This window comes from Janthinobacterium sp. UMAB-56 (assembly GCF_900095265.1).
Taxonomy (GTDB): Bacteria; Pseudomonadota; Gammaproteobacteria; order Burkholderiales; family Burkholderiaceae_D; genus Janthinobacterium.
This window is the reverse complement of record NZ_LT607670.1, coordinates 141345-160361: the sequence shown is the minus strand read 5'-3', so window position 1 is coordinate 160361 and position 19017 is coordinate 141345. Positions and strand designations below refer to the sequence as shown.

At 61.0% G+C, this 19017-nt stretch carries 16 protein-coding genes; 14 read left to right on the top strand and 2 right to left on the bottom strand.

The genetic code is table 11. The features are described 5' to 3' along the window. The first annotated feature begins 13 nt into the window (after positions 1 to 13). From K0F85_RS25390 to K0F85_RS25340, 11 genes are all read left to right on the top strand, one after another. Positions 14 to 2671: a TonB-dependent receptor gene (locus K0F85_RS25390; protein ID WP_219118632.1), complete on the top strand. Its 2658-nt coding sequence runs from the start codon at positions 14 to 16 to the stop codon at positions 2669 to 2671. Positions 2672 to 2786: 115 nt separating this feature from the next. After that, a complete protein-coding gene (locus tag K0F85_RS25385; RefSeq protein ID WP_219118631.1) occupies positions 2787 to 4139 on the top strand; it encodes an MFS transporter in 1353 nt (450 codons plus the stop codon). A gap of 165 nt (positions 4140 to 4304) precedes the next feature. Further along, positions 4305 to 5252 carry a family 43 glycosylhydrolase gene (locus K0F85_RS25380; RefSeq protein ID WP_219118630.1) on the top strand — a complete coding sequence of 316 codons (948 nt, stop codon included), beginning with the start codon at positions 4305 to 4307 and terminating at the stop codon, positions 5250 to 5252. Positions 5253 to 5269: 17 nt separating this feature from the next. Further along, complete coding sequence (locus tag K0F85_RS25375; protein ID WP_219118629.1) at positions 5270 to 6340, top strand: aldose epimerase family protein; 1071 nt, start codon at positions 5270 to 5272, stop codon at positions 6338 to 6340. A 196-nt stretch (positions 6341 to 6536) separates the two neighbouring features. Beyond that, on the top strand, positions 6537 to 8279 hold the full coding sequence (locus tag K0F85_RS25370; protein ID WP_219118628.1) for an IlvD/Edd family dehydratase: 1743 nt from the start codon (positions 6537 to 6539) through the stop codon (positions 8277 to 8279). A 12-nt stretch (positions 8280 to 8291) separates the two neighbouring features. Further along, positions 8292 to 9284, top strand: coding sequence for an AraD1 family protein (araD1, locus tag K0F85_RS25365; protein WP_219118627.1), 993 nt, complete (start codon positions 8292 to 8294; stop codon positions 9282 to 9284). Beyond that, entirely contained in the window at positions 9281 to 10858 is a 1578-nt protein-coding gene (locus tag K0F85_RS25360; RefSeq protein WP_219118626.1) for an aldehyde dehydrogenase (NADP(+)), read from the top strand. Before araD1 ends, K0F85_RS25360 begins: the two co-directional genes overlap by 4 nt. A gap of 34 nt (positions 10859 to 10892) precedes the next feature. Next, positions 10893 to 11660: an SDR family NAD(P)-dependent oxidoreductase gene (locus K0F85_RS25355; RefSeq protein WP_219118625.1), complete on the top strand. Its 768-nt coding sequence runs from the start codon at positions 10893 to 10895 to the stop codon at positions 11658 to 11660. Between the two features lie 190 nt (positions 11661 to 11850). Continuing rightward, positions 11851 to 13401, top strand: coding sequence for an alpha-N-arabinofuranosidase (locus K0F85_RS25350; RefSeq protein ID WP_219118624.1), 1551 nt, complete (start codon positions 11851 to 11853; stop codon positions 13399 to 13401). A 69-nt stretch (positions 13402 to 13470) separates the two neighbouring features. Then, entirely contained in the window at positions 13471 to 14505 is a 1035-nt protein-coding gene (locus K0F85_RS25345) for an arabinan endo-1,5-alpha-L-arabinosidase (RefSeq protein WP_257638163.1), read from the top strand. Positions 14506 to 14513: 8 nt separating this feature from the next. After that, positions 14514 to 15194: a beta-L-arabinofuranosidase domain-containing protein gene (locus tag K0F85_RS25340; RefSeq protein ID WP_219118623.1), complete on the top strand. Its 681-nt coding sequence runs from the start codon at positions 14514 to 14516 to the stop codon at positions 15192 to 15194. A 249-nt stretch (positions 15195 to 15443) separates the two neighbouring features. Here K0F85_RS25340 and K0F85_RS25335 read toward each other — a convergent pair whose 3' ends face one another. Then, a complete protein-coding gene (locus K0F85_RS25335) occupies positions 15444 to 15704 on the bottom strand; it encodes a TfoX/Sxy family protein (protein ID WP_219118622.1) in 261 nt (86 codons plus the stop codon). 144 nt (positions 15705 to 15848) lie between these two features. Next, positions 15849 to 16412, bottom strand: coding sequence for a TetR/AcrR family transcriptional regulator (locus K0F85_RS25330; protein WP_219118621.1), 564 nt, complete (start codon positions 16410 to 16412; stop codon positions 15849 to 15851). A 182-nt stretch (positions 16413 to 16594) separates the two neighbouring features. Between K0F85_RS25330 and K0F85_RS25325 the strand changes: the two genes are divergently transcribed. From K0F85_RS25325 to K0F85_RS25315, 3 genes are all read left to right on the top strand, one after another. Continuing rightward, positions 16595 to 17344 (top strand): YdhR family protein, encoded by a 750-nt coding sequence (locus K0F85_RS25325; RefSeq protein WP_219118620.1) that lies wholly within the window; start codon positions 16595 to 16597, stop codon positions 17342 to 17344. Positions 17345 to 17508: 164 nt separating this feature from the next. Then, the gene (gene gloA, locus K0F85_RS25320; RefSeq protein ID WP_219118695.1) at positions 17509 to 17901 is read left to right on the top strand and encodes a lactoylglutathione lyase; all 393 of its coding nucleotides are present in this window, start codon (positions 17509 to 17511) and stop codon (positions 17899 to 17901) included. Positions 17902 to 18149: 248 nt separating this feature from the next. Beyond that, on the top strand, positions 18150 to 18980 hold the full coding sequence (locus tag K0F85_RS25315; RefSeq protein WP_374198818.1) for a DUF6805 domain-containing protein: 831 nt from the start codon (positions 18150 to 18152) through the stop codon (positions 18978 to 18980). Positions 18981 to 19017 lie beyond the last annotated feature (37 nt).

Here is a 19017-nt window from a genome sequence, read left to right as displayed (position 1 = left end):
TACCTGGAGACTCATGATGCACAACGCCACCGGCCCGCTCGCGGCCACTTCCCCTCGTCCATTCACCCTGAAGGCAGCCGTTGCGGCATTGGCCGGTATTGGGCTGCTGAGTACGGCTTCGGTCTGGGCGCAGGATGCGGTGGTGGCCGATGCCAGTGCCGAGCCGGCGGCGGAAGTGTCTGTCGTGACCGTCAGCGGCGTGCGCCGCTCGGCGCAAAATTCGCAGCAGATCAAGATGCGCTCGGACCAGGTCATCGATTCCATCGTGGCCGACGACATCGGCAAATTCCCCGATAACAACGTGGCCGAGACCCTGGCGCGCATTTCCGGCATCCAGATTCGCCGCGATTCAGGCGAGGCCAGCGCCGTCATGATACGCGGCTTGCGCGACGTCACGACCCTGCTCAATGGCCGCGAACTGTTTACCACCACGGGCCGCTACGTCAACCTGGCCGACATTCCCGCCACCATGCTGCAGCGCGTGGACGTGTACAAGTCGCAGGGCGCGGACCAGGTCGAAGGGGGCGTGGCCGGCATCATCGACGTGCGCACCAACCGCCCGTTCGACTTCAAGGAATTCACGGCCAGCGTCAACACGCGCGCCGTCTACAGCGACAAATCGAAAGCCACCGACCCGAATATCAGCGGCATGGTGGCTAACCGCTGGAAGACGGGCATCGGCGAAGTGGGCGCGTTGCTGGGCTTGTCGCAACAGCAGCAGCGCTACCATGAAGAACGCGCGTTCAATACGGCGCCCGTGGATAAAAGCTTCCTGTTGCCCGGTTTGACGGGGCCGGACCAGGTGGGCTTGCTGCCGATCAAGGGCGACCGCCGCCGCACGACCGCCAATGCCGTGCTGCAATGGCGCCCGAACGCCGATGTCGAGCTGTATGCCGAAGGCATGGCCACGCGCTTCCTGCTCGATGCGGAATCCGATTATTTCGTCGGCTTGCCATGGTGGGGCACGCCCGTGTCTGCCACGAAAATACCCGGCACCGATCAGTTGCAAACGCTCACTTCCACCAACGTCAACACCATCATGTCGACGCAGGCGAACAAGAACCAGACGAATACGCATCAATTTGCCGTGGGCGGTTTGTGGGATATCAACCCGGAATGGCGTTTTACGTCGGAAGTGGCCAGCACCAAGAGCAGCTATACCTGGCGCAATCCGATTCTCGACGCCATCACCGTCGTGCCGAATGCCCGCATCAACACCAACCAGAACGGTACCTTGCACGTCGACTACACGGGCAGCGACTTGCAAGACCCGTCGAATTACTATCTGAAGGGCTTTTTTGACCGCTACGGCCGGGATCAAGGCAGTTCGAACGATGTGCGCGCCTACCTGGCGTACACGCCGAGCGAGGGGGGCTTCTTCAAGGAAATCAGCGTCGGCCTGCGCGGCGTGAAGCGTGAGGCGGAATCGATCAAGAGTTTCGAGGGCAATGCGGAAGCACCGGACGTGTCCGGCGCAGCGTTTCCTTTCAGCCGCCAGAGCGTGACCTCGATTCCGGGCCTCAATTGCCTGTCGGAACCGATGTCCAGCGGCGGGCCCGACTACGGCTTGAAGCAATGGTACACGCCATGCGCCAGCTTCCTGCTCAATAACACGGACACCCTGCGCCAAGCCGTCACGGGCAGCAGCGCGGCACGCGCCATGGACCCGGGCTCCTTCTTCAAGGATACGGAAAAGACGTATTCCATTTATACCAAGGCGAAGATCGCCTTCAAGCTGGGCGCTTACCCCGTCGACGGCACCGTGGGCCTGCGCGTCGTGCGCACCGAGCAAAGCTTGCAAGGCAACAGTTCGCAAGACGGCGTCTACACGCCCGTCATCAGCGACACGTCCAGCACCGATGTGCTGCCGAGCGTGGCCCTGAAAATCAAGCTGCGCGCCGACCTGGTCGGCCGCTTCGCAGCAGGCCGCACCATCAGCCGGCCCGGCTTTTCGCAGCTGAACCCCGGCGTGGCCCTGGTCAATTCGACGGAAACGGTGAAGGCGACGGGCGCGGGCGGCAATCCGAGCCTGAAACCGGTGACGGGCGACAATGTCGATGCCGCACTGGAATGGTATTTCGCACCGGCCGGTTCCGTGACGGCCACCGTGTTCCACCACAAGTTCGACGGCTATATCCAGCAGCGCATTGCCAGCGAAACCATCGCCGGCAAGACCTACGATGTGGACCGCCCATACAACACGGCCGCCGGTAAACTGCAGGGGCTGGAAGTTGGCTACCAGCAGTTCTATGACGGCTTGCCGGGCCTGTTGAGCGGCCTGGGCTTGCAGGCGAACGGCACCTATATGAGCGGCACGACCGACGACGAGACGGGCAGCCATGCCATCACGGGCGTGTCGCGCTACTCTTACAACCTGGTATTGCTGTATGAAAAAGACGCCTGGTCGGGCCGCCTGGCCTACAACTGGCGCTCGAAATTCATCGACAGCTACAACCAGGGCGGCCCCGGCCTGGACTTGAAGGTGGCGCCGACGGCCCAGCTGGACGGTTCGCTGTCATACAAGATCAACGACCAGTTCACCGTGACGCTCGATGGGAATAACTTGCTCGATACCAAGTTCAAGGATTACTGGAACACGCCGGGCGTGTATCCGCGCGATACGCGCCGCTATGACCGGACGGTAGGCTTGTCCTTGCGCTGGAAAATGTAATGCGCAGCAAATAAACTTCGGTGCAGGGCGTTGTCATGGTTTCGGCCAGCAACGCCCTTGTCTGTTGTCATTGATAGGTAGGCACGATTCATCATAAAAAGAATGGACGAAAAGCATGGAGACGCAAAAATTATCTACCGTTGAAAAGGTCGGCTTCGGCGCCGGCGACATGGCGCTCAATGTCGTCATTTCGTCGATGATGCTGATCATTACCTTTTTCTATACCGATATCTATGGCTTGAAAACCACCGACCTGGCCCTGCTGTTCGTGGCCGTGAAAGTCATCGGCGCCATCGCCGACCTGGTCATGGGACAGATTACCGACCGCTACAGCTTTGCCTCGGGCCGCTATCGGCCGTATCTGCTGTGGCTGGCCGTGCCGTATGGCGTCAGCGTCTTCTTTGTCTTCAGCACGCCCGAGTGGCAGTATGACGCCAAGCTGATCTGGGCATATTCGACCTATATCCTGATGACGGTCATGACGGCCGGCGTGGGCATCCCCTATATTTCCCTGATCAGCGGCTTGACCAGCGACCCGCAGGACCGCCTGTCGGCCAACGGCTACCGCCTGTTCTTCGCCAAGATCGGTGCCTTCATGGTCACCATTGTCGTGCCGATCTTGTCGCAGCGCTGGGGCGGCGGCAACCCGGCCGTCGGCTACCAGGCGGCCATGGCCGTGATGGCTGTCATGGGCGTGGCCCTGTTCCTGTTCTGCTATTTCGCCACCACCGAGCGCGTCGTGCACGTAGTGGAAAAACAATCGTTGCTGGCACAGTTGAAAGTGCTGCTGCAGAACGACCAGTGGCTGGTGCTGTGCGGCGTGTGCGTCACGGGCACCATCGGCTACGTGGTGCGCGGCTCCGTCGCCATTTATTACGCGAAATACTACCTGGGCGGCAGCACGGAAACCGTGGCAGCCTTCCTCACCACGGGCGTGGTGGCCGCCATTTTGGCCATGATCGCCTCGACCTGGATCACCAAGTTTTATTGCAAGGTGAAACTGTTCCGCTACACGCAGATCGGCGTGGCACTGATCAGCCTGGCGATCTATTTCTTTGTGAAACCGAGCGACACCGTGCTGGCCTTCGCCCTGTATTTCCTGCTGTCCTTCGTGGTGGACTTGCATGCACCCGTGTTCTGGTCGGCTATCGCGGAGACCATCGATTACGGTCAAGTGAAGACGGGCAAGCGCGTTTCCGGCTTCGCTTTTGGCGGCATTTCCGTCTGCCAGAAGGCGGGCATGGCAGTGGCCGGTGGCTTGGTGGGCGTGCTGCTGGCGTATTTCGATTACCAGCCCAACCATGAGCAAACGCAATTCGCCCTCAACGGTATCGCCCTGATGCTGTCAATCATCCCGGGCTTTTTCCACTTGCTGATGGGCTTGCTGATGTTCAAGTACCGCATCAGCGACAGCTATTACACGGGCGTGAAAACTGAAATGCATAAGCGCGGCTACGTGGCTGCATGAGGACACCTGAGCAAACCTGCTGCGCGTCGGTATAGGCGGCCTGCGGTGCTCACCGTAGGCGAGTACGGTGGCGCTTCTTAGCCACCTCTCCCTTCCGCTCGCGATGGTTTTCTCAGGTGTTGTAAGGCAAACTAATTTAACTTAATGAAATGATTTGGAGTGCTTATGGCTGACGTACTGAAACCGCTGATCGAACAACGCGCCGACCCGCATATCTACCGCCACAGCGACGGCTATTATTACTTTACGGCTTCCGTGCCGCAGTATGACCGCATCGAACTGCGCCGCGCCGACAGCATCGCCGGCCTGGCACAGGCGCCGGCGGCGGACGTGTGGCACAAGCCGGAAACGGGGCCGTACAGCGAGCTGGTGTGGGCGCCGGAATTGCATTTCAACCAGGGCGCCTGGTATGTGTATTTCTCCGCCGCACCGAGCCGCGAGATTAAAGGTAATTTGTTCCAGCACCGCATGTATGCGATCCGCAATACCCATGCCAACCCGCTCGACGGCGAGTGGGAATTCATGGGGCAGATCGATACGGGTATCGACACCTTCTGCCTGGACGCCACCACCTTTACGCACGATGGCGTGCTGTACTACCTGTGGGCGCAGAAGGATGTCGCCGTCGAAGGCAATTCCAACCTGTACATCGCGCCGATGTCCACGCCGTGGCAGCTGGCCGGCCCGCCCGTGATGCTCAGCAAACCCGAGTTCGATTGGGAAATCCGCGGCTTCTGGGTCAACGAGGGACCGTCCGTGCTGAAACGCAAGGGCAAGATATTCATCAGCTATTCGGCCAGCGCCACCGATGAAAACTACGCCATGGGCTTGTTGTGGGCCGATGATACGGCCGACTTGCTCGACCCATCCTCGTGGACGAAGTCGCCCGAGCCGGTGTTTGCCACCTGCTACGAGCACGGCATTTACGGCCCCGGTCACAACAGCTTCACGACGGCTGACGACGGCGACGGCGTGTTGCTGGTATACCATGCCCGCACCTACACGGAAATCGTCGGCGACCCGTTGTGGAACCCGGACCGCCACACGTTTGTCAAACCGCTGCGCTGGGATGCGCAAGGCATGCCCGTGTTTGGCCGCTCATCGACCCTGTAAAACCTGGACCCGACGCCATGACCCCAGTTGATTCCGTATCAGTGACGCAAGCGCCATTCGGCGTCCTGCCCGATGGCCAGCACGTCAGCGTCTTTACCTTGACGAACCGCCAGGGCATGCAGGTGAAGGTGCTCGACTTTGGCGCCATCATCAGCGAAATCCATGTGCCGGACCGCAATGGCGTGTTTGCCGACGTGGTGCTCGGTTTCGAGGGCATCGAACCGTATCTGGCCAACGGCGCTTTCCTGGGGGCCGTCATCGGGCGCTTCGGCAACCGCATCGCGGCCGGGCGCTTCCACCTCGACGGCAAGAATTACCAGCTGGCCGTCAACAACGCGCCGAATCACTTGCATGGCGGAAACCAGGGTTTTCACCAGGTCATGTGGCAGGCCCAGCCGTTCACCCGGGACGATGCCGTGGGCCTCACGTTCACGCGCAGCAGCCCCCACGGCGAAGACGGTTATCCGGGCAAGCTGGACGTCACCCTGGTGTACGAACTGGACAATGACAACGCACTGAGCCTGCGCTATCACGCCGTGACGGACCAGGCCACGCCCGTCAACCTGACTAACCACAGCTATTTTAATCTGGCGGGGCAGGGCACTATCCTCGGCCACGAGCTGACCATCAACGCGGACCGCTACCTGCCCGTCGACGCCGGTTCTATCCCCACGGGCGAACTGGCGGACGTGTCCGGCACGCCGTTCGACTTGCGCCAGAACACCGTCATCGGCGACAGCATCGCCCTGCCGCATGAGCAGATCCGCATCGGCCGTGGCTACGATCACAACTTTGTGCTCAATCTAACGGCAGGTCACGGACTGAACCTGGCCGCCAGCGTGCGTGATACGCAATCGGGCAGGGTGATGCAGGTGTACACGCAGGAGCCCGGTATCCAGTTTTATTCGGGCAATTTCCTCGACGGCAGCCAGCACGGCAAGCACGGCCCCATCGCCTACCGTGGCGCGCTGTGCCTGGAAACCCAGCATTTCCCGGATTCGCCGAACCAGTCCCACTTCCCCAGCACCATCTTGCGTCCGGGCGAGGTGTATCAGACGCAAACCGTCTACCGCTTTTCCGTCGGGTAAGCACCGCAGCAAAAACAGCCCACGCCCTGCCGCCACGCGCCCGCAGGGCGTTTTCATTGTTGCATGCCGATACCGTTTTAGATATCGGAACGCATTAAAAATTGATTGGAAAGGCATGGCAGGATTCTTTAGTATTCCAACATCGCTGCCCGGGCCGACGACCTTAGATCCGGCATAGCACAACCAGGAGAATGGCATGTCTGAGACAAAAAAGAAGGTAGCCCTGCGCTCTGCCGAGTGGTTCGGTTCGCAGGACAAGAATGGCTTCATGTACCGCAGCTGGATGAAAAACCAGGGCATACCTGACCATGAGTTTCACGGCAAGCCCATCATCGGCATCTGCAATACCTGGTCCGAACTGACTCCCTGCAACGCGCATTTCCGCCAGTTGGCCGAACACGTCAAGCGCGGCATCCTGGAAGCGGGCGGTTTCCCCGTCGAATTCCCCGTCTTTTCGAATGGCGAATCGAATCTGCGCCCGACGGCCATGCTGACGCGCAACCTGGCCTCGATGGACGTGGAGGAATCGATTCGCGGCAACCCGATGGACGCCGTCGTGCTGCTGGTTGGCTGCGACAAGACGACGCCAGCGCTGCTGATGGGGGCGGCCAGCGTCGACATCCCGACGATCGTCGTCAGCGGCGGCCCCATGCTGAACGGCAAACTCAATGGCAAGGACATCGGTTCCGGCACGGCCGTATGGCAGTTGCACGAGCAGATGAAGGCCGGTTCGATCACCTTGCACCAGTTCATGTCGGCCGAATCGGGCATGTCGCGCTCGGCCGGTACCTGCAACACCATGGGCACGGCCTCGACCATGGCCAGCATGGCGGAAGCGCTGGGCACGTCCCTGCCGCACAACGCCGCCATTCCCGCCGTCGATTCGCGCCGCTACGTGCTTGCGCATATGTCGGGCATCCGCATCGTCGAAATGGTGCACGAAGACCTGCGCCTGTCGAAAGTGCTGACGCGCGCAGCGTTTGAAAACGCCATCAAGGTCAATGCCGCCATCGGCGGTTCCACCAATGCCGTGATCCATTTGAAAGCCATTGCCGGGCGCATCGGCGTGCCCCTGGAGCTGGAAGACTGGACTACGGTGGGCCGTGGCACGCCGACCATCGTCGACCTGCTGCCCTCGGGCCGTTTCCTGATGGAAGAGTTTTACTATGCGGGCGGCTTGCCGGCCGTGATACGCCGCCTGGGCGAGGGCGACTTGCTGCCGCACAAGAATGCGCTGACCGTCAATGGCAAGTCGCTCTGGGACAACTGCGTCGAAGCGCCGATCTACAACGATGAAGTGGTGCGTACGCTGGACAATCCCTTGCTGGCCGATGGCGGCATTTGCGTGTTGCGCGGCAACCTGGCGCCACGCGGCGCCGTGCTGAAACCGTCGGCCGCCTCGCCGCATTTGATGCAGCACCGCGGCAAGGCCGTCGTGTTTGAGGATTTCGAGCACTATAAATCGCGCATCCTCGATCCTGACCTGGACGTCGACGCGAACTCCGTGCTGGTCATGAAAAATTGCGGCCCGAAAGGTTATCCGGGCATGGCTGAAGTGGGCAATATGGGCTTGCCGCCGAAACTGCTGGCGCAAGGCATCACCGACATGGTGCGCATCTCGGATGCGCGCATGAGCGGTACGGCCTACGGCACCGTCGTCTTGCACGTGGCGCCGGAAGCCATGGCGGGCGGCCCGCTGGGCATCGTCAAGGATGGCGACATGATCGCCCTCGACTGCCACGCCGGCAGCCTGAATATCGACCTCAGCGACGCGGAAATCGCCGAGCGCCTGGCGGTCCGCGAACTGGGCAGCGCGCCCGGGCCGAAGAGCGGCTACCAGCAACTGTACATCGAACACGTGTTGCAAGCCGACGAAGGCTGCGATTTCGACTTCCTGGTCGGCAATCGCGGTTCCGCCGTGCCGCGCCACTCACACTAAGCGGAGAATCCCATGCTGTTGCTGCAATTTACAAATGAACACGGCGGCCGCCTCGTCGGCCTGTTGCAAGACGACCAGATCCGCGTCATCGAAGGCTACAACACGACGTATGCGCTGGCGCAAGACGCCATCCGCAAGAAGGTCACCCTGGCAGAGCTGGTCAATGCCACTGTCGGCAATACCACGCATTCCTATGCCGACGTGGCCGCCGGCGGACGTGTGCTGCCGCCGCTCGACCACGCCGACGAAGCGCACTGCTACGTGACGGGCACGGGCCTGACCCATCTGGGCAGCGCCGGCGCGCGCGATGCCATGCACAAGAAGATAGGCGGCGATGCGGAATCCCTCAGCGATTCCATGAAAATGTTCCGCCTGGGCGTGGAAGGCGGCAAGCCGGATGGCGGCACGGCCGGCGCCCAGCCCGAATGGTTTTACAAGGGCGATGGTTCCATCGTGCGCGCTGGCGGCCAGCCGCTGCGCATGCCGGACTTTGCCCTCGATGGCGGCGAAGAGCCGGAAATCGCCGGCCTCTACGTGATCGGCGACGACGGCCAGCCCTACCGGGTCGGCTACGCCATCGGCAATGAATTCTCTGACCACGTGACGGAACGCCAGAATTATCTGTACCTGGCCCACTCGAAGCTGCGCGTGTGCAGCGTGGGTCCGGCCCTGTTGGTGGGCGAATTGCCCGCGCACGTCGCTGGCACCTCGCGCGTGCTGGACGCGGCTGGCAAGGTGCGCTGGGAAAAAGCGTTCGTCAGCGGCGAAGACAATATGTCGCACACGATTGCCAACCTGGAACACCACCACTTCAAGTATCCCTTGTTCAAGCGCCCTGGCGACGTGCACGTGCATTTCTTTGGCACGGCGACCTTGAGCTTTGCCGATGGCGTGAGCGTGGCGCCGGGCGAAACCTTTGAAATCGAAGCACCGGCCTTTGGCCCTGCCTTGCGCAACCGTCTCGACGTCTTCCCAACCGAATTTGCGAAAGTGAGTACATTATGAGCTTCAATATCACCGGTGATGCATTGATCGGCGGCGTCGCCGTCAAGGGCAATGGCGGCTCCTTCGAAGCCTGGGACCCGGCCGCGCGCGCGCACATCGCGCCTGCCTTCCACATGGTGGACGCCGCGCAAATCGACGCGGCTTGCCGCTTGGCGCAAGCCGCGTTCGACCCCTTCCGCGCCACCACGGATGCGCAACGTGCCGATTTTTTAGACACCATCGCCGCGCAAATCCTGGAACTGGGCGACGCGCTGATCGTGCGCGCCATGACGGAAAGCGGCTTGCCGCGCGTGCGCCTGGAGGGTGAACGCGGCCGTACGGTGGGTCAGTTAACACTGTTCGCCGGCTTGCTGCGCGAAGGGTCGTGGACGGATGCGCGCATCGACAGCGCCCTGCCTGAGCGCGTGCCGCCGCGTCCTGACTTGCGTTTGCGCATGATCGGCCTGGGCCCCGTCGCCGTGTTTGCGGCCAGTAACTTCCCGCTGGCCTTCTCGGTGGCTGGCGGCGATACGGCCTCGGCCCTGGCTGCCGGCTGCCCTGTCGTCCTGAAGGCGCATTCGGCCCATCCGGGCACGTCGGAGCTGGTGGCGCGCGCGATTGTGAAAGCGATTGCCCTGTGCAAGCTGCCGGCCGGCGTATTCGCCTTGCTGACGGGGACGGGCAATGGCATCGGCCAGGCTTTGGTGGCCCATCCGGCCATCCAGGCCGTGGGTTTTACGGGATCGCGTTCGGGCGGCCTCGCCCTGATGAAGGTGGCGGCGGAACGTGCGCAACCGATACCCGTGTATGCGGAAATGAGCAGCATCAACCCCGTCTTCGTGCTGCCGCAAGCGCTGGCCGCCCGTGGCGCGGCGATCGCCAGCGGTTTTGCCGCCTCGCTGACGATGGGCGTGGGCCAGTTCTGCACCAATCCTGGCCTCGTGCTGGGCCTGGAAGGGGCTGACTTCACGGCCTTCGCTGCCGCCGCCGCCGAAGCGCTGGCACCGGCGCCGGCCGCCACCATGTTGACGGCTGGCATCGCCAGCAGCTATGCCAAGGGCGTCGCCGCGCTGGCGCAGCACGCCGATGTGACGTCGCTGGTACAAAACACGGGTGACGAAGGCAAGGGCGCCGCCGCCCTGTTCGTCACCTCGGGCGACGCTTTCCTGGCCAGGCACGATTTGCGCGATGAAGTGTTCGGCCCCGCCTCGCTGCTGGTGGCGTGCCGCGACATCGCGCAATTGCTGGCGATTACGGAAAGCCTGGAAGGTCAGCTGACGGCCACCCTGCAGATGGATGCGGGCGACCTGGAAGACGCGCGCCGTTTGCTGCCCGTGCTGGAACGCCGCGTGGGCCGCATCCTGGCCAACGGTTTCCCGACCGGTGTGGAAGTGTCGACGGCCATGGTGCACGGCGGTCCGTTCCCGGCCACGTCGGATGGCCGCAGCACCTCGGTGGGCACGGCGGCCATCAACCGCTTCCTGCGTCCCGTGTCTTACCAGAACCTGCCGCAGGACTTGCTGCCGGAGTCGCTGCGCGATGATAATCCGCTGGCCATCTGGCGCCGTCACGATGGCGTGCTGGGCAAACTTTAAGCATCCAAAATAAAAACAGACAGGTGGAGACAAGATGAAGCAATTGGCGAAATATGGCAGCTTGCAGGGCAAGCGTGTGTTCATCACGGGCGGCGGCAGCGGCATCGGTGCATCCCTGGTGGCGGAATTTGCCGCCCAGGGCGCGCTGGTGGCGTTTGTCGATATCGCCGTAGAAGCGAGCGATGCCCTGTGCCGCCAGCTGGCTGAAGCGGGCTGGACGGCGCCACTGTTCCGCCATTGCGACATCACGGATATTGCATCCTTGCAAGCCGTCATGGCCGAGCTGGCCGGTCAACTGGGCGACTTCGATATCCTCGTCAACAATGCGGCCAATGACCAGCGCCATCAGGCGCAGGACGTCACCCTGGAATACTGGAACGAACGCATTGCGATCAATCAACGCCCCATGTTCTTCACCTGCCAGGCCGTCTTCGAGGGCATGAAGCGCAAGGGCGGCGGTTCCATCATCAATGTCAGCTCGATTTCCTGGCACATGAAGTCGGGTGGCTACCCCGTGTATGCCACTACCAAGGCGGCCGTCGTGGGCCTCACGCGGGGCCTGGCGCGCGATTATGGCGCCCACAATATCCGCGTCAACACGGTCACGCCCGGCTGGGTCATGACGCAGCGCCAGATCGAGCTGTGGGTTGATGAAGCGGCGGAAATGGAAATCAAGAAAAGCCAGTGCTTGCCAAGCAAGCTGATGCCACAGGACATCGCCGCCATGGTGCTGTTCCTCGCCTCCGATGACGGAGCGATGTGCTCGTCTCAGGAATTCATCGTCGACGCCGGCTGGGTCTGACAAAACGTCCAGGGCGTTGTTGCCTAGCCTAGCCCTGGGCGTTTTGTCGGGCGCGGGTTCGCCCGCAGCCACCTTCCCCTTTTGAACTACCGCTCTTGCCGCCCCAACCCCGCGGCAGGAGAGGCATCGCCATTCCAGATTGCCGGGAGCGATCCCGGCCCTTGCTTTTCACTAAAAAACAGGAGACAGCATGAAATTCATCCATACCAGCATCGTGGCCCTCAGCCTGACCATGGCCGTTGGCAGCGCCTTTGCCGCGCCCGTCAATGTGACCATCGACGTGGCCAGGCCCGGTCCCGTGATCAACAAGAATGTGTATGGCCAGTTCGCCGAACACCTGGGCACGGGCATCTACGAAGGCATGTGGGTGGGGCCGGCATCGCCGATCCCGAACACCAAGGGCTGGCGCAACGACGTGCTGGGTGCGCTGAAACAGTTGCACGTGCCGCTGGTCCGCTGGCCGGGCGGCTGCTTTGCCGACGAATATCACTGGAAGGATGGCATCGGCGCACGCGAGAAGCGCCCGACCAAGGTCAACACCAACTGGGGCGGCGTGGAAGAGTCGAATGCCGTCGGTACGCATGAATTCTTCGACCTGGCCGAGTTGCTGGGCGCGCAAACCTATATCAACGGCAACCTCGGTTCCGGCACGCCGCAGGAAATGTCGGAGTGGCTCGAATACATGACCTCGGACAGCAAGTCGACCCTGGCCGAGCTGCGCCGCAAGAATGGCCGCGCGCAGCCGTATAAAGTCGATTACTTTGGCATCGGCAACGAAGCCTGGGGTTGCGGCGGCAATATGCGCCCGCAGTACTACGCCGACCTGTACAAGCACTATCACACCTTCATGAAGACGCCGGAAAGCGCGCGTCCGAAATTCATCGCCAGCGGCGGCAATGACGACGACACCAGCTGGTCCAGCACCCTGAGCCGCGAAATCAAGCCGAACATGATGGACGCCATCAGTTTCCACTACTACACGGTGCCGACCGGTATCTGGGAAAAGAAGGGCGCCGCCACGGGTTTCGCGGAAAATGAATGGATTTCCACCCTCAGCCGCACCCTGCGCCTCGATAGCTTGATCAAGAACAATATCGCCGCCATCGACAAGAACGATCCCTCGAAAAAGACCGGCTTGTACGTCGATGAATGGGGTACCTGGTACGACGTGGAGCCGGGCACCAACACGGGCTTTTTGTTCCAGCAAAACAGTTTGCGTGACGCCCTGGTGGCGGCCCTGAACTTCAATATTTTCCATGCCCACGCCGACCGCGTGCGTATGACGAATATCGCGCAAATGGTCAATGTGCTGCAGGCGATGATCATCACGGACAAGGATAAGTATTTCCTCACGCCTACGTATCACGCGTTTGAAATGTATGTGCCCTTCCAGGACGCCACCTCTCTGCCGGTCGCCATCGAGGGCAATGGCAAGTACAGCCTGGGTAAGTTCAGCATTCCGGAAGTGAGCGCCTCGGCCGCGCGCGCCAAGGATGGCAAGGTGTACTTGTCGCTGGTCAATACCAACCCGCACAAGGCCGTTGACGTGAGCGTGGCGCTGGCCGGCAAGCAAGTGGCCAGTGTCACGGGCCGCGTGCTGACCGCCGCCAAGATGGACGCCGTCAACAGCTTTGCGCAACCGCAAGCCGTGCAGCCGGTGGCGTTCAATGCCAAGGCGCAAGGCGGCAAGCTGACCGTGTCGGTGCCGGCCAAGGCCGTGGTGGTGGTGGCCGTAGAATAAGCTTGCGCCACCTGTCATTCATCCGGCCGGCCCGCACGATGGGCCGGCCCGTTCATATTGGAGAAGACGATGCACTTGTTGACACGCGGCATGGCCGCCATCCTGGGCACCCTGGCGATCATGGCTGCCGCGCACGCGACCCAGGTCAGTGTGCACGACCCCGTGATGGCGAAGGAAGGCGACACGTATTATCTGTACAGCACGGGCCCGGGCATCACCTTCTACAGCTCGAAAAACATGCTCGACTGGCAGCCGGAAGGACGCGTCTTCGCCGGCCAGCCCACATGGGCGAAAACAGCGGCCCCCAGCTTTGACGACCATATCTGGGCGCCCGACGTGCAATTTCATGACGGCAAATATTACCTGTACTACTCGGTCTCCGGCTTCGGCAAGAATACGTCCGGCATCGGCGTGACCGTCAACAAAACCTTGAACCCCCGTTCACCCGACTACCGCTGGGTCGACCAGGGCATGCTGCTGCAATCGGTACCCGAACGCGACGAGTGGAACGCCATCGATTCGAACATCATCACCGATGCCGCCGGCACGCCGTGGATGGCCTTCGGCTCGTTCTGGAATGGCATCAAGCTGGTCAAACTGACGTCTGATTGGACGCGTATTGCGGAACCGCAAGAGTGGCATTCGCTGGCGCGCCGGGCACCGCTGCCGCCAAGGGCGGGCGAATTCAAGCCCGCGCCCGAGGAAATCGAGGCGCCGTTCATCGTCCAGCACGGCAAGGATTACTTCCTCTTCGTCTCCTGGGGCTTGTGCTGCCAGAAGGAAAAAAGCACCTACCACCTGGCCGTGGGACGCTCCAACAGCGTGACGGGGCCGTACTTGGACAAGGACGGGCGCGACATGGCGCAGGGCGGCGGCACGGTGGTCTTGAAAGGCGACAAGGATTGGCAAGGCCTGGGCCATAACAGCGCCTACACCTTTGACGGCAAGGATTACCTGGTGCTGCATGCGTATGAAACGGCGGACAATTATTTGCAGAAGCTCAAGATCCTGCCCATGACGTGGGACAAAGATGGCTGGCCGCAGGTCGATGCGCGCGATTTGAACCGTTATCAAAGTCATCAATTGCCGGCTGTTCAACGCTAGGGTCCGCCATGAAAAAAACCGTATGGATGCTGGCGCTGGCCGCCGGCGGACTGCTCACGCCTGCGGCGCAGGCGGCCGAGCTGTTCCCTCTCTCGTCCGTGCGCTTGAAAGCGGGGCCCTTTCTCGATGCGCAAACGACGGACTTGCATTACCTGCTGGCTTTCGAGCCTGACAAATTACTGGCGCCATTCCGCCGCGAAGCGGGTTTGCCGCAGAGACAGTCCAGCTATGGCAATTGGGAATCGACAGGGCTGGACGGCCACCTGGGTGGCCATTATCTGTCCGCACTGGCCCTGATGGTGGCGTCCACGGGCGACGCGCAGGTGCGCGAACGCCTCAACTATGTGGTGGCGGAGCTGAAGAAATGCCAGGAAGCCAACGGTAACGGCTACCTGGGCGGCATTCCTGACGGCAGCGCCGCCTGGCAAGCCATCGCCAAGGGCGAACTGCAAGCCGACACCTTCTCCGTCAACGGTAAATGGGTGCCGTGGTACAACCTGCACAAGGTGTTTGCCGGCTTGCGCGACGCCTACCAGTACGCCGGCAATGCCGAGGCGAAGAGCATGCTGATCGAATTGTCGGACTGGGCCGTGAAACTCTCGGCATCCTTGTCCGATGCGCAGATGCAAGCCATGCTGCGCGCCGAGCACGGCGGCATGAACGAGGTGCTGGCCGACGTCTACGTGTAACGACCTGCATTTGAAACGGGGCCGACCAGCATTCCAGCCGATTCTCGGCCAGGAATAACTGCGACTGAAGGCCCCATCAAACCAGCATTAGCTGCAAATGAACCTGCATTTATCCGCCCCGACCTGCATTCCATCGCCGTGAACCAGCATTATCTGCAACTGACCAAGTAACTGCCATTGCCGCTGCTTGCAGTCTCTCAGGGAGAACTCCGGGGTTGGTGCGGAATACAACCAATTCGATTGCTTGCCTTATTTTTCTCCCTGTTCATAGTCATCAAGTTGAAAAAGTAATGATGTGCGCTCGTTTCTTGACACGTCCGTCCAGTCGCGATCCGTCAACGCACCTTCAATAGCCCAAAGCAGGTTCAGGCTTGGCGAGCAGCCTGCCTTCGTTACGGCAAGATACGCTGCGACGGTGCCCATGGCACGCAGTTGGTCTTCAGACCGTATTCCTGCGAAATAGAGCATCTGTGACGATGCCATTCCCAGGTTGCGAAGCTTGTGAAACAAATCGTCCTCCACTATGGTGGTCTTCAGAAGTCGTTCCGCTCTTGTTCTTACCAGACGGAACTGTTCACGGACCAGCTCGCCAACGTCAACGTGCTTAGCGGTCTTGATTACGGCCGCTACGGTACGGTTATCCGCGCGCGGTGCCTACAGCGCCAAGTCGTTCACGATGCACGAAGGTCCCGCCGCTGCGAGGGCCGCGATCGCGATGGCACTGGCAAGCTCGTCGATGGCCGCGCGGCTGCGCATGGCACGGGCAAGGTTCAGGCCGCCGATTAGGACACCGAGCATCGCCCATGCCCTCGCGCGTGCAGCGGCGTGGTCCTCGGCCTGCAGGCCGCGAGCGACGATGTCGACTATCACATTCATCTTTTCTTCGAACACAGTCTGCATGGCCGAGTCTGCACGGACAAGCTCTGGCGTCAGGGAGGCCATCGCGCAACCGCATTCGAGGTCTTCCCGGTGGGCCTTGCCCATGTAGTATTCGACAAACGCCTTCAGCCAACCGGCACCGAATTCACGCTGATAGTACGGAAGACCGCTGATCACCTCGTCAAGCCCGACACCGAGCGCGACCTCGAAGGCGCCGATCTTCGAGCCGAAGTGCGAGTAGAAGGCTCCCGACGTGACGCCCGCCCCCTTTGCCAGCGCATCCACACCGACACCGGCAAAGCCATGCTTGCGGAAACCGCGACTGATCGCCTCGGTCACTCTGAGCCGCGTTTCGTCCTTGTTTACACCTTTATGTCGCATCGCATCCCTCAATGAATGTATCGATCGCTATTTAGCAATTGACAATATAACGATCGTTATTTAAAATCCGCATCAACAATCGTTATGTAGCGATCGTTATTTTAACTTAACAGAGAGCCAGTATGCCTATGAAAATTTGCATGGTGTCCGTGAACAGCACGTTCAAGCTAGCCGCCGTCACCGTCCTCGCGACGGTTTTCGGCGCGTTCAATGCCGCTGCCCAAACTACCCCCATTCAACAGGAGAAAAGAATGACCCACAAAGCGTATGTCTATACTGAACTACAACTTTCCGTCCCGTTCGAAAACGTGCCGTGGAAGCGAATCAACGACAGCATTAAGAAGCAGCCGGGCTTCATCAACAAGACCTGGCTTGCGGGCGTCGGCAACCATTCCGCAGGGGGACTGTATGCCTTTGATACGATCGAAAACGCGCAGAAGTTCGTGACGGGCTACTTCCCGGAAGAAGCACGCAGTTTTGGCGTGGCACAAACGACACGCGTATTCGACGCCGCAGCAACCGAAGCGGCGAGCCGGGAAATGAACTCGGTTCACTATGATGGCAAGATCGACGTCAAGCCCGGCGCCTACGTCTATACGGAAGTGCAGCTGCATGCCATACCCTTCGACCAGGCTGTGCCTTGGCGCAAACTCAATCCGGTCCTGAAGCGCCAGCCAGGCCTATTGTCGAAGACCTGGCTGTCCGGTGTGCATAGCGGAACCCCAGGAGGGCTGTACGCGTTCGACACGGTCGAGAATGCACGTAAGTTCGCGGTGGACTACTTCCCGACGGAGGCGACCGCTCTGAACGCCGCTTTCTACACCCGCATATTTGATGCGAACGTGACCGAAATCGCGAGCCGGGACATGCATTCGCCGTACTACCGCTAGCCAACTGCAGGTGAAGCTCAGCCTGTGCGCGGGGCTTCTTTTACACTTACCCATACCGCCAAAGATTGGAGGAACACATGTCGCTCGCCCCCTGGAAGGCGTCGCCGAATATCACAGTCAATTCAGCGCCGGCATCCCAGGCCGGGGCGATCGTCGCCGGCCGCATGTTGCACACAATGCTAAGGGTGCGGGACTTGGACGCCTCGCTCGATTTCTACCAGCGCATTTGCGGCATGCGGCTGTTGCGGCGCATGGACTTCAGCGAGGGACGATTCACGCTGGCCTTCGTCGGCTATGGCGAGGAGAACGACACCACGGTGCTGGAGCTCACGCACAACTGGGACCAGCGTGAATATACAATAGGAACCGCATATGGGCATATTGCGATCGGCGTAGCGGATATATTCGCTGCCACGCAGGACGCAGCGGCCGCCGGTGCGAAAGTGACACGTGCTGCCGGGCCATTGCAAGGTGACAGGAACGAGATCATCGCCTTTATCGAAGATCCGGACGGCTACAAGGTGGAGTTGATCCAGCACAAGGCGACCACGGCATAAAATCAACCATTTTTCAAAGTCGACGCACTTTGCTCACGTGGTCTGGTCGGGTCCAACAAACGAGGGTTTGTTGCACTCCCGCGTGCGGCCCGCGTGCGGCGGGTATCTCAAGCACACCGACAATCCACAATCCCTTTCCAATATTCAAAGTCCAGCTATACTGAATTTTCGTGATTTATTGGACAAGTCGCCATGCTGATCGGCTACGCCCGTGTACGCGCGCGTGGAAGTCCGGCGACAGCGTCGACGTGACCTTGCCCATGACGACGCGCCTGGAGCAGATGCCTGACCAGTCGAATTATTACGCCGTGCTGCACGGCCCCATCGTGCTGGCAGCGAAGACGCAGCCGTTCGCGCATGAAGCGCTGAACTATCTGGCCGATGATACGCGCATGGGCCATATCGCCCAGGGGCAAGTATGTCCGCTGGAATCGTCGCCGCTGTTCGTCAGCGACAAAAAAGACTTCCTGCACCAGATCAAGCCCGTGAAGGGCCAGCCGCTGACCTTTACGGCGCCCGGGCTGATCCAGGGCAAGGATGCTGCCACCTTGAAACTGATCCCGTTCTTCCGCCTGCATGACTCGCGCTATATGCTGTACTGGCCCTTGTCCACGCCCGCCAGCCTGGCGCAGCTGCAGCAAACCACGCGCCAGGCAGAAACGCAGCGCCTGGCCCTCGATGCGCAGACCATCGACCAGGTGGCGCCGGGGCAGCAGCAGCCTGAATCCGACCACTTCTTCCAGGCCGAAGGGGGAGAAAACGGCATCAACAAGGGCAGGCACTGGCGTCATGCGACAGGCTGGTTCAGCTATGAACTGAGCGATCCGCAAGGCGAAGCCCGGTTCTTGCGACTGACCCTGTCGACTGTGGACGCGGACCGCGTGTTTGACGTGCTGGTCAACGACGTCAAGCTGGCGACGCTCGCTGTGATGGACGATGCGCCGCAAGAGCTGCACACGGTCGACATCGCCGTGCCTGTGTCGCTGGTCGCCGCTGCCAACGGCAAATTGCGCGTGAAATTTGTCGCCGGCAAGGAGTCCGTGGCCGGCGGCCTGTACGGGCTGCGCCTGCTGCGCTGAGGCAAGAGGGGACTCTGCTCGATCTACCGATACGCAA

What these genes read in the sequence shown, in the direction of transcription:
- K0F85_RS25390 (WP_219118632.1), top strand. Translation starts at nt 14, where the DNA reads ATGATGCACAACGCCACCGGCCCGCTCGCGGCCACTTCCCCTCGTCCA.
- K0F85_RS25385 (WP_219118631.1), top strand. Translation starts at nt 2,787, where the DNA reads ATGGAGACGCAAAAATTATCTACCGTTGAAAAGGTCGGCTTCGGCGCC.
- K0F85_RS25380 (WP_219118630.1), top strand. Translation starts at nt 4,305, where the DNA reads ATGGCTGACGTACTGAAACCGCTGATCGAACAACGCGCCGACCCGCAT.
- K0F85_RS25375 (WP_219118629.1), top strand. Translation starts at nt 5,270, where the DNA reads ATGACCCCAGTTGATTCCGTATCAGTGACGCAAGCGCCATTCGGCGTC.
- K0F85_RS25370 (WP_219118628.1), top strand. Translation starts at nt 6,537, where the DNA reads ATGTCTGAGACAAAAAAGAAGGTAGCCCTGCGCTCTGCCGAGTGGTTC.
- araD1 (WP_219118627.1), top strand. Translation starts at nt 8,292, where the DNA reads ATGCTGTTGCTGCAATTTACAAATGAACACGGCGGCCGCCTCGTCGGC.
- K0F85_RS25360 (WP_219118626.1), top strand. Translation starts at nt 9,281, where the DNA reads ATGAGCTTCAATATCACCGGTGATGCATTGATCGGCGGCGTCGCCGTC.
- K0F85_RS25355 (WP_219118625.1), top strand. Translation starts at nt 10,893, where the DNA reads ATGAAGCAATTGGCGAAATATGGCAGCTTGCAGGGCAAGCGTGTGTTC.
- K0F85_RS25350 (WP_219118624.1), top strand. Translation starts at nt 11,851, where the DNA reads ATGAAATTCATCCATACCAGCATCGTGGCCCTCAGCCTGACCATGGCC.
- K0F85_RS25345 (WP_257638163.1), top strand. Translation starts at nt 13,471, where the DNA reads ATGCACTTGTTGACACGCGGCATGGCCGCCATCCTGGGCACCCTGGCG.
- K0F85_RS25340 (WP_219118623.1), top strand. Translation starts at nt 14,514, where the DNA reads ATGAAAAAAACCGTATGGATGCTGGCGCTGGCCGCCGGCGGACTGCTC.
- K0F85_RS25325 (WP_219118620.1), top strand. Translation starts at nt 16,595, where the DNA reads ATGGTGTCCGTGAACAGCACGTTCAAGCTAGCCGCCGTCACCGTCCTC.
- gloA (WP_219118695.1), top strand. Translation starts at nt 17,509, where the DNA reads ATGTTGCACACAATGCTAAGGGTGCGGGACTTGGACGCCTCGCTCGAT.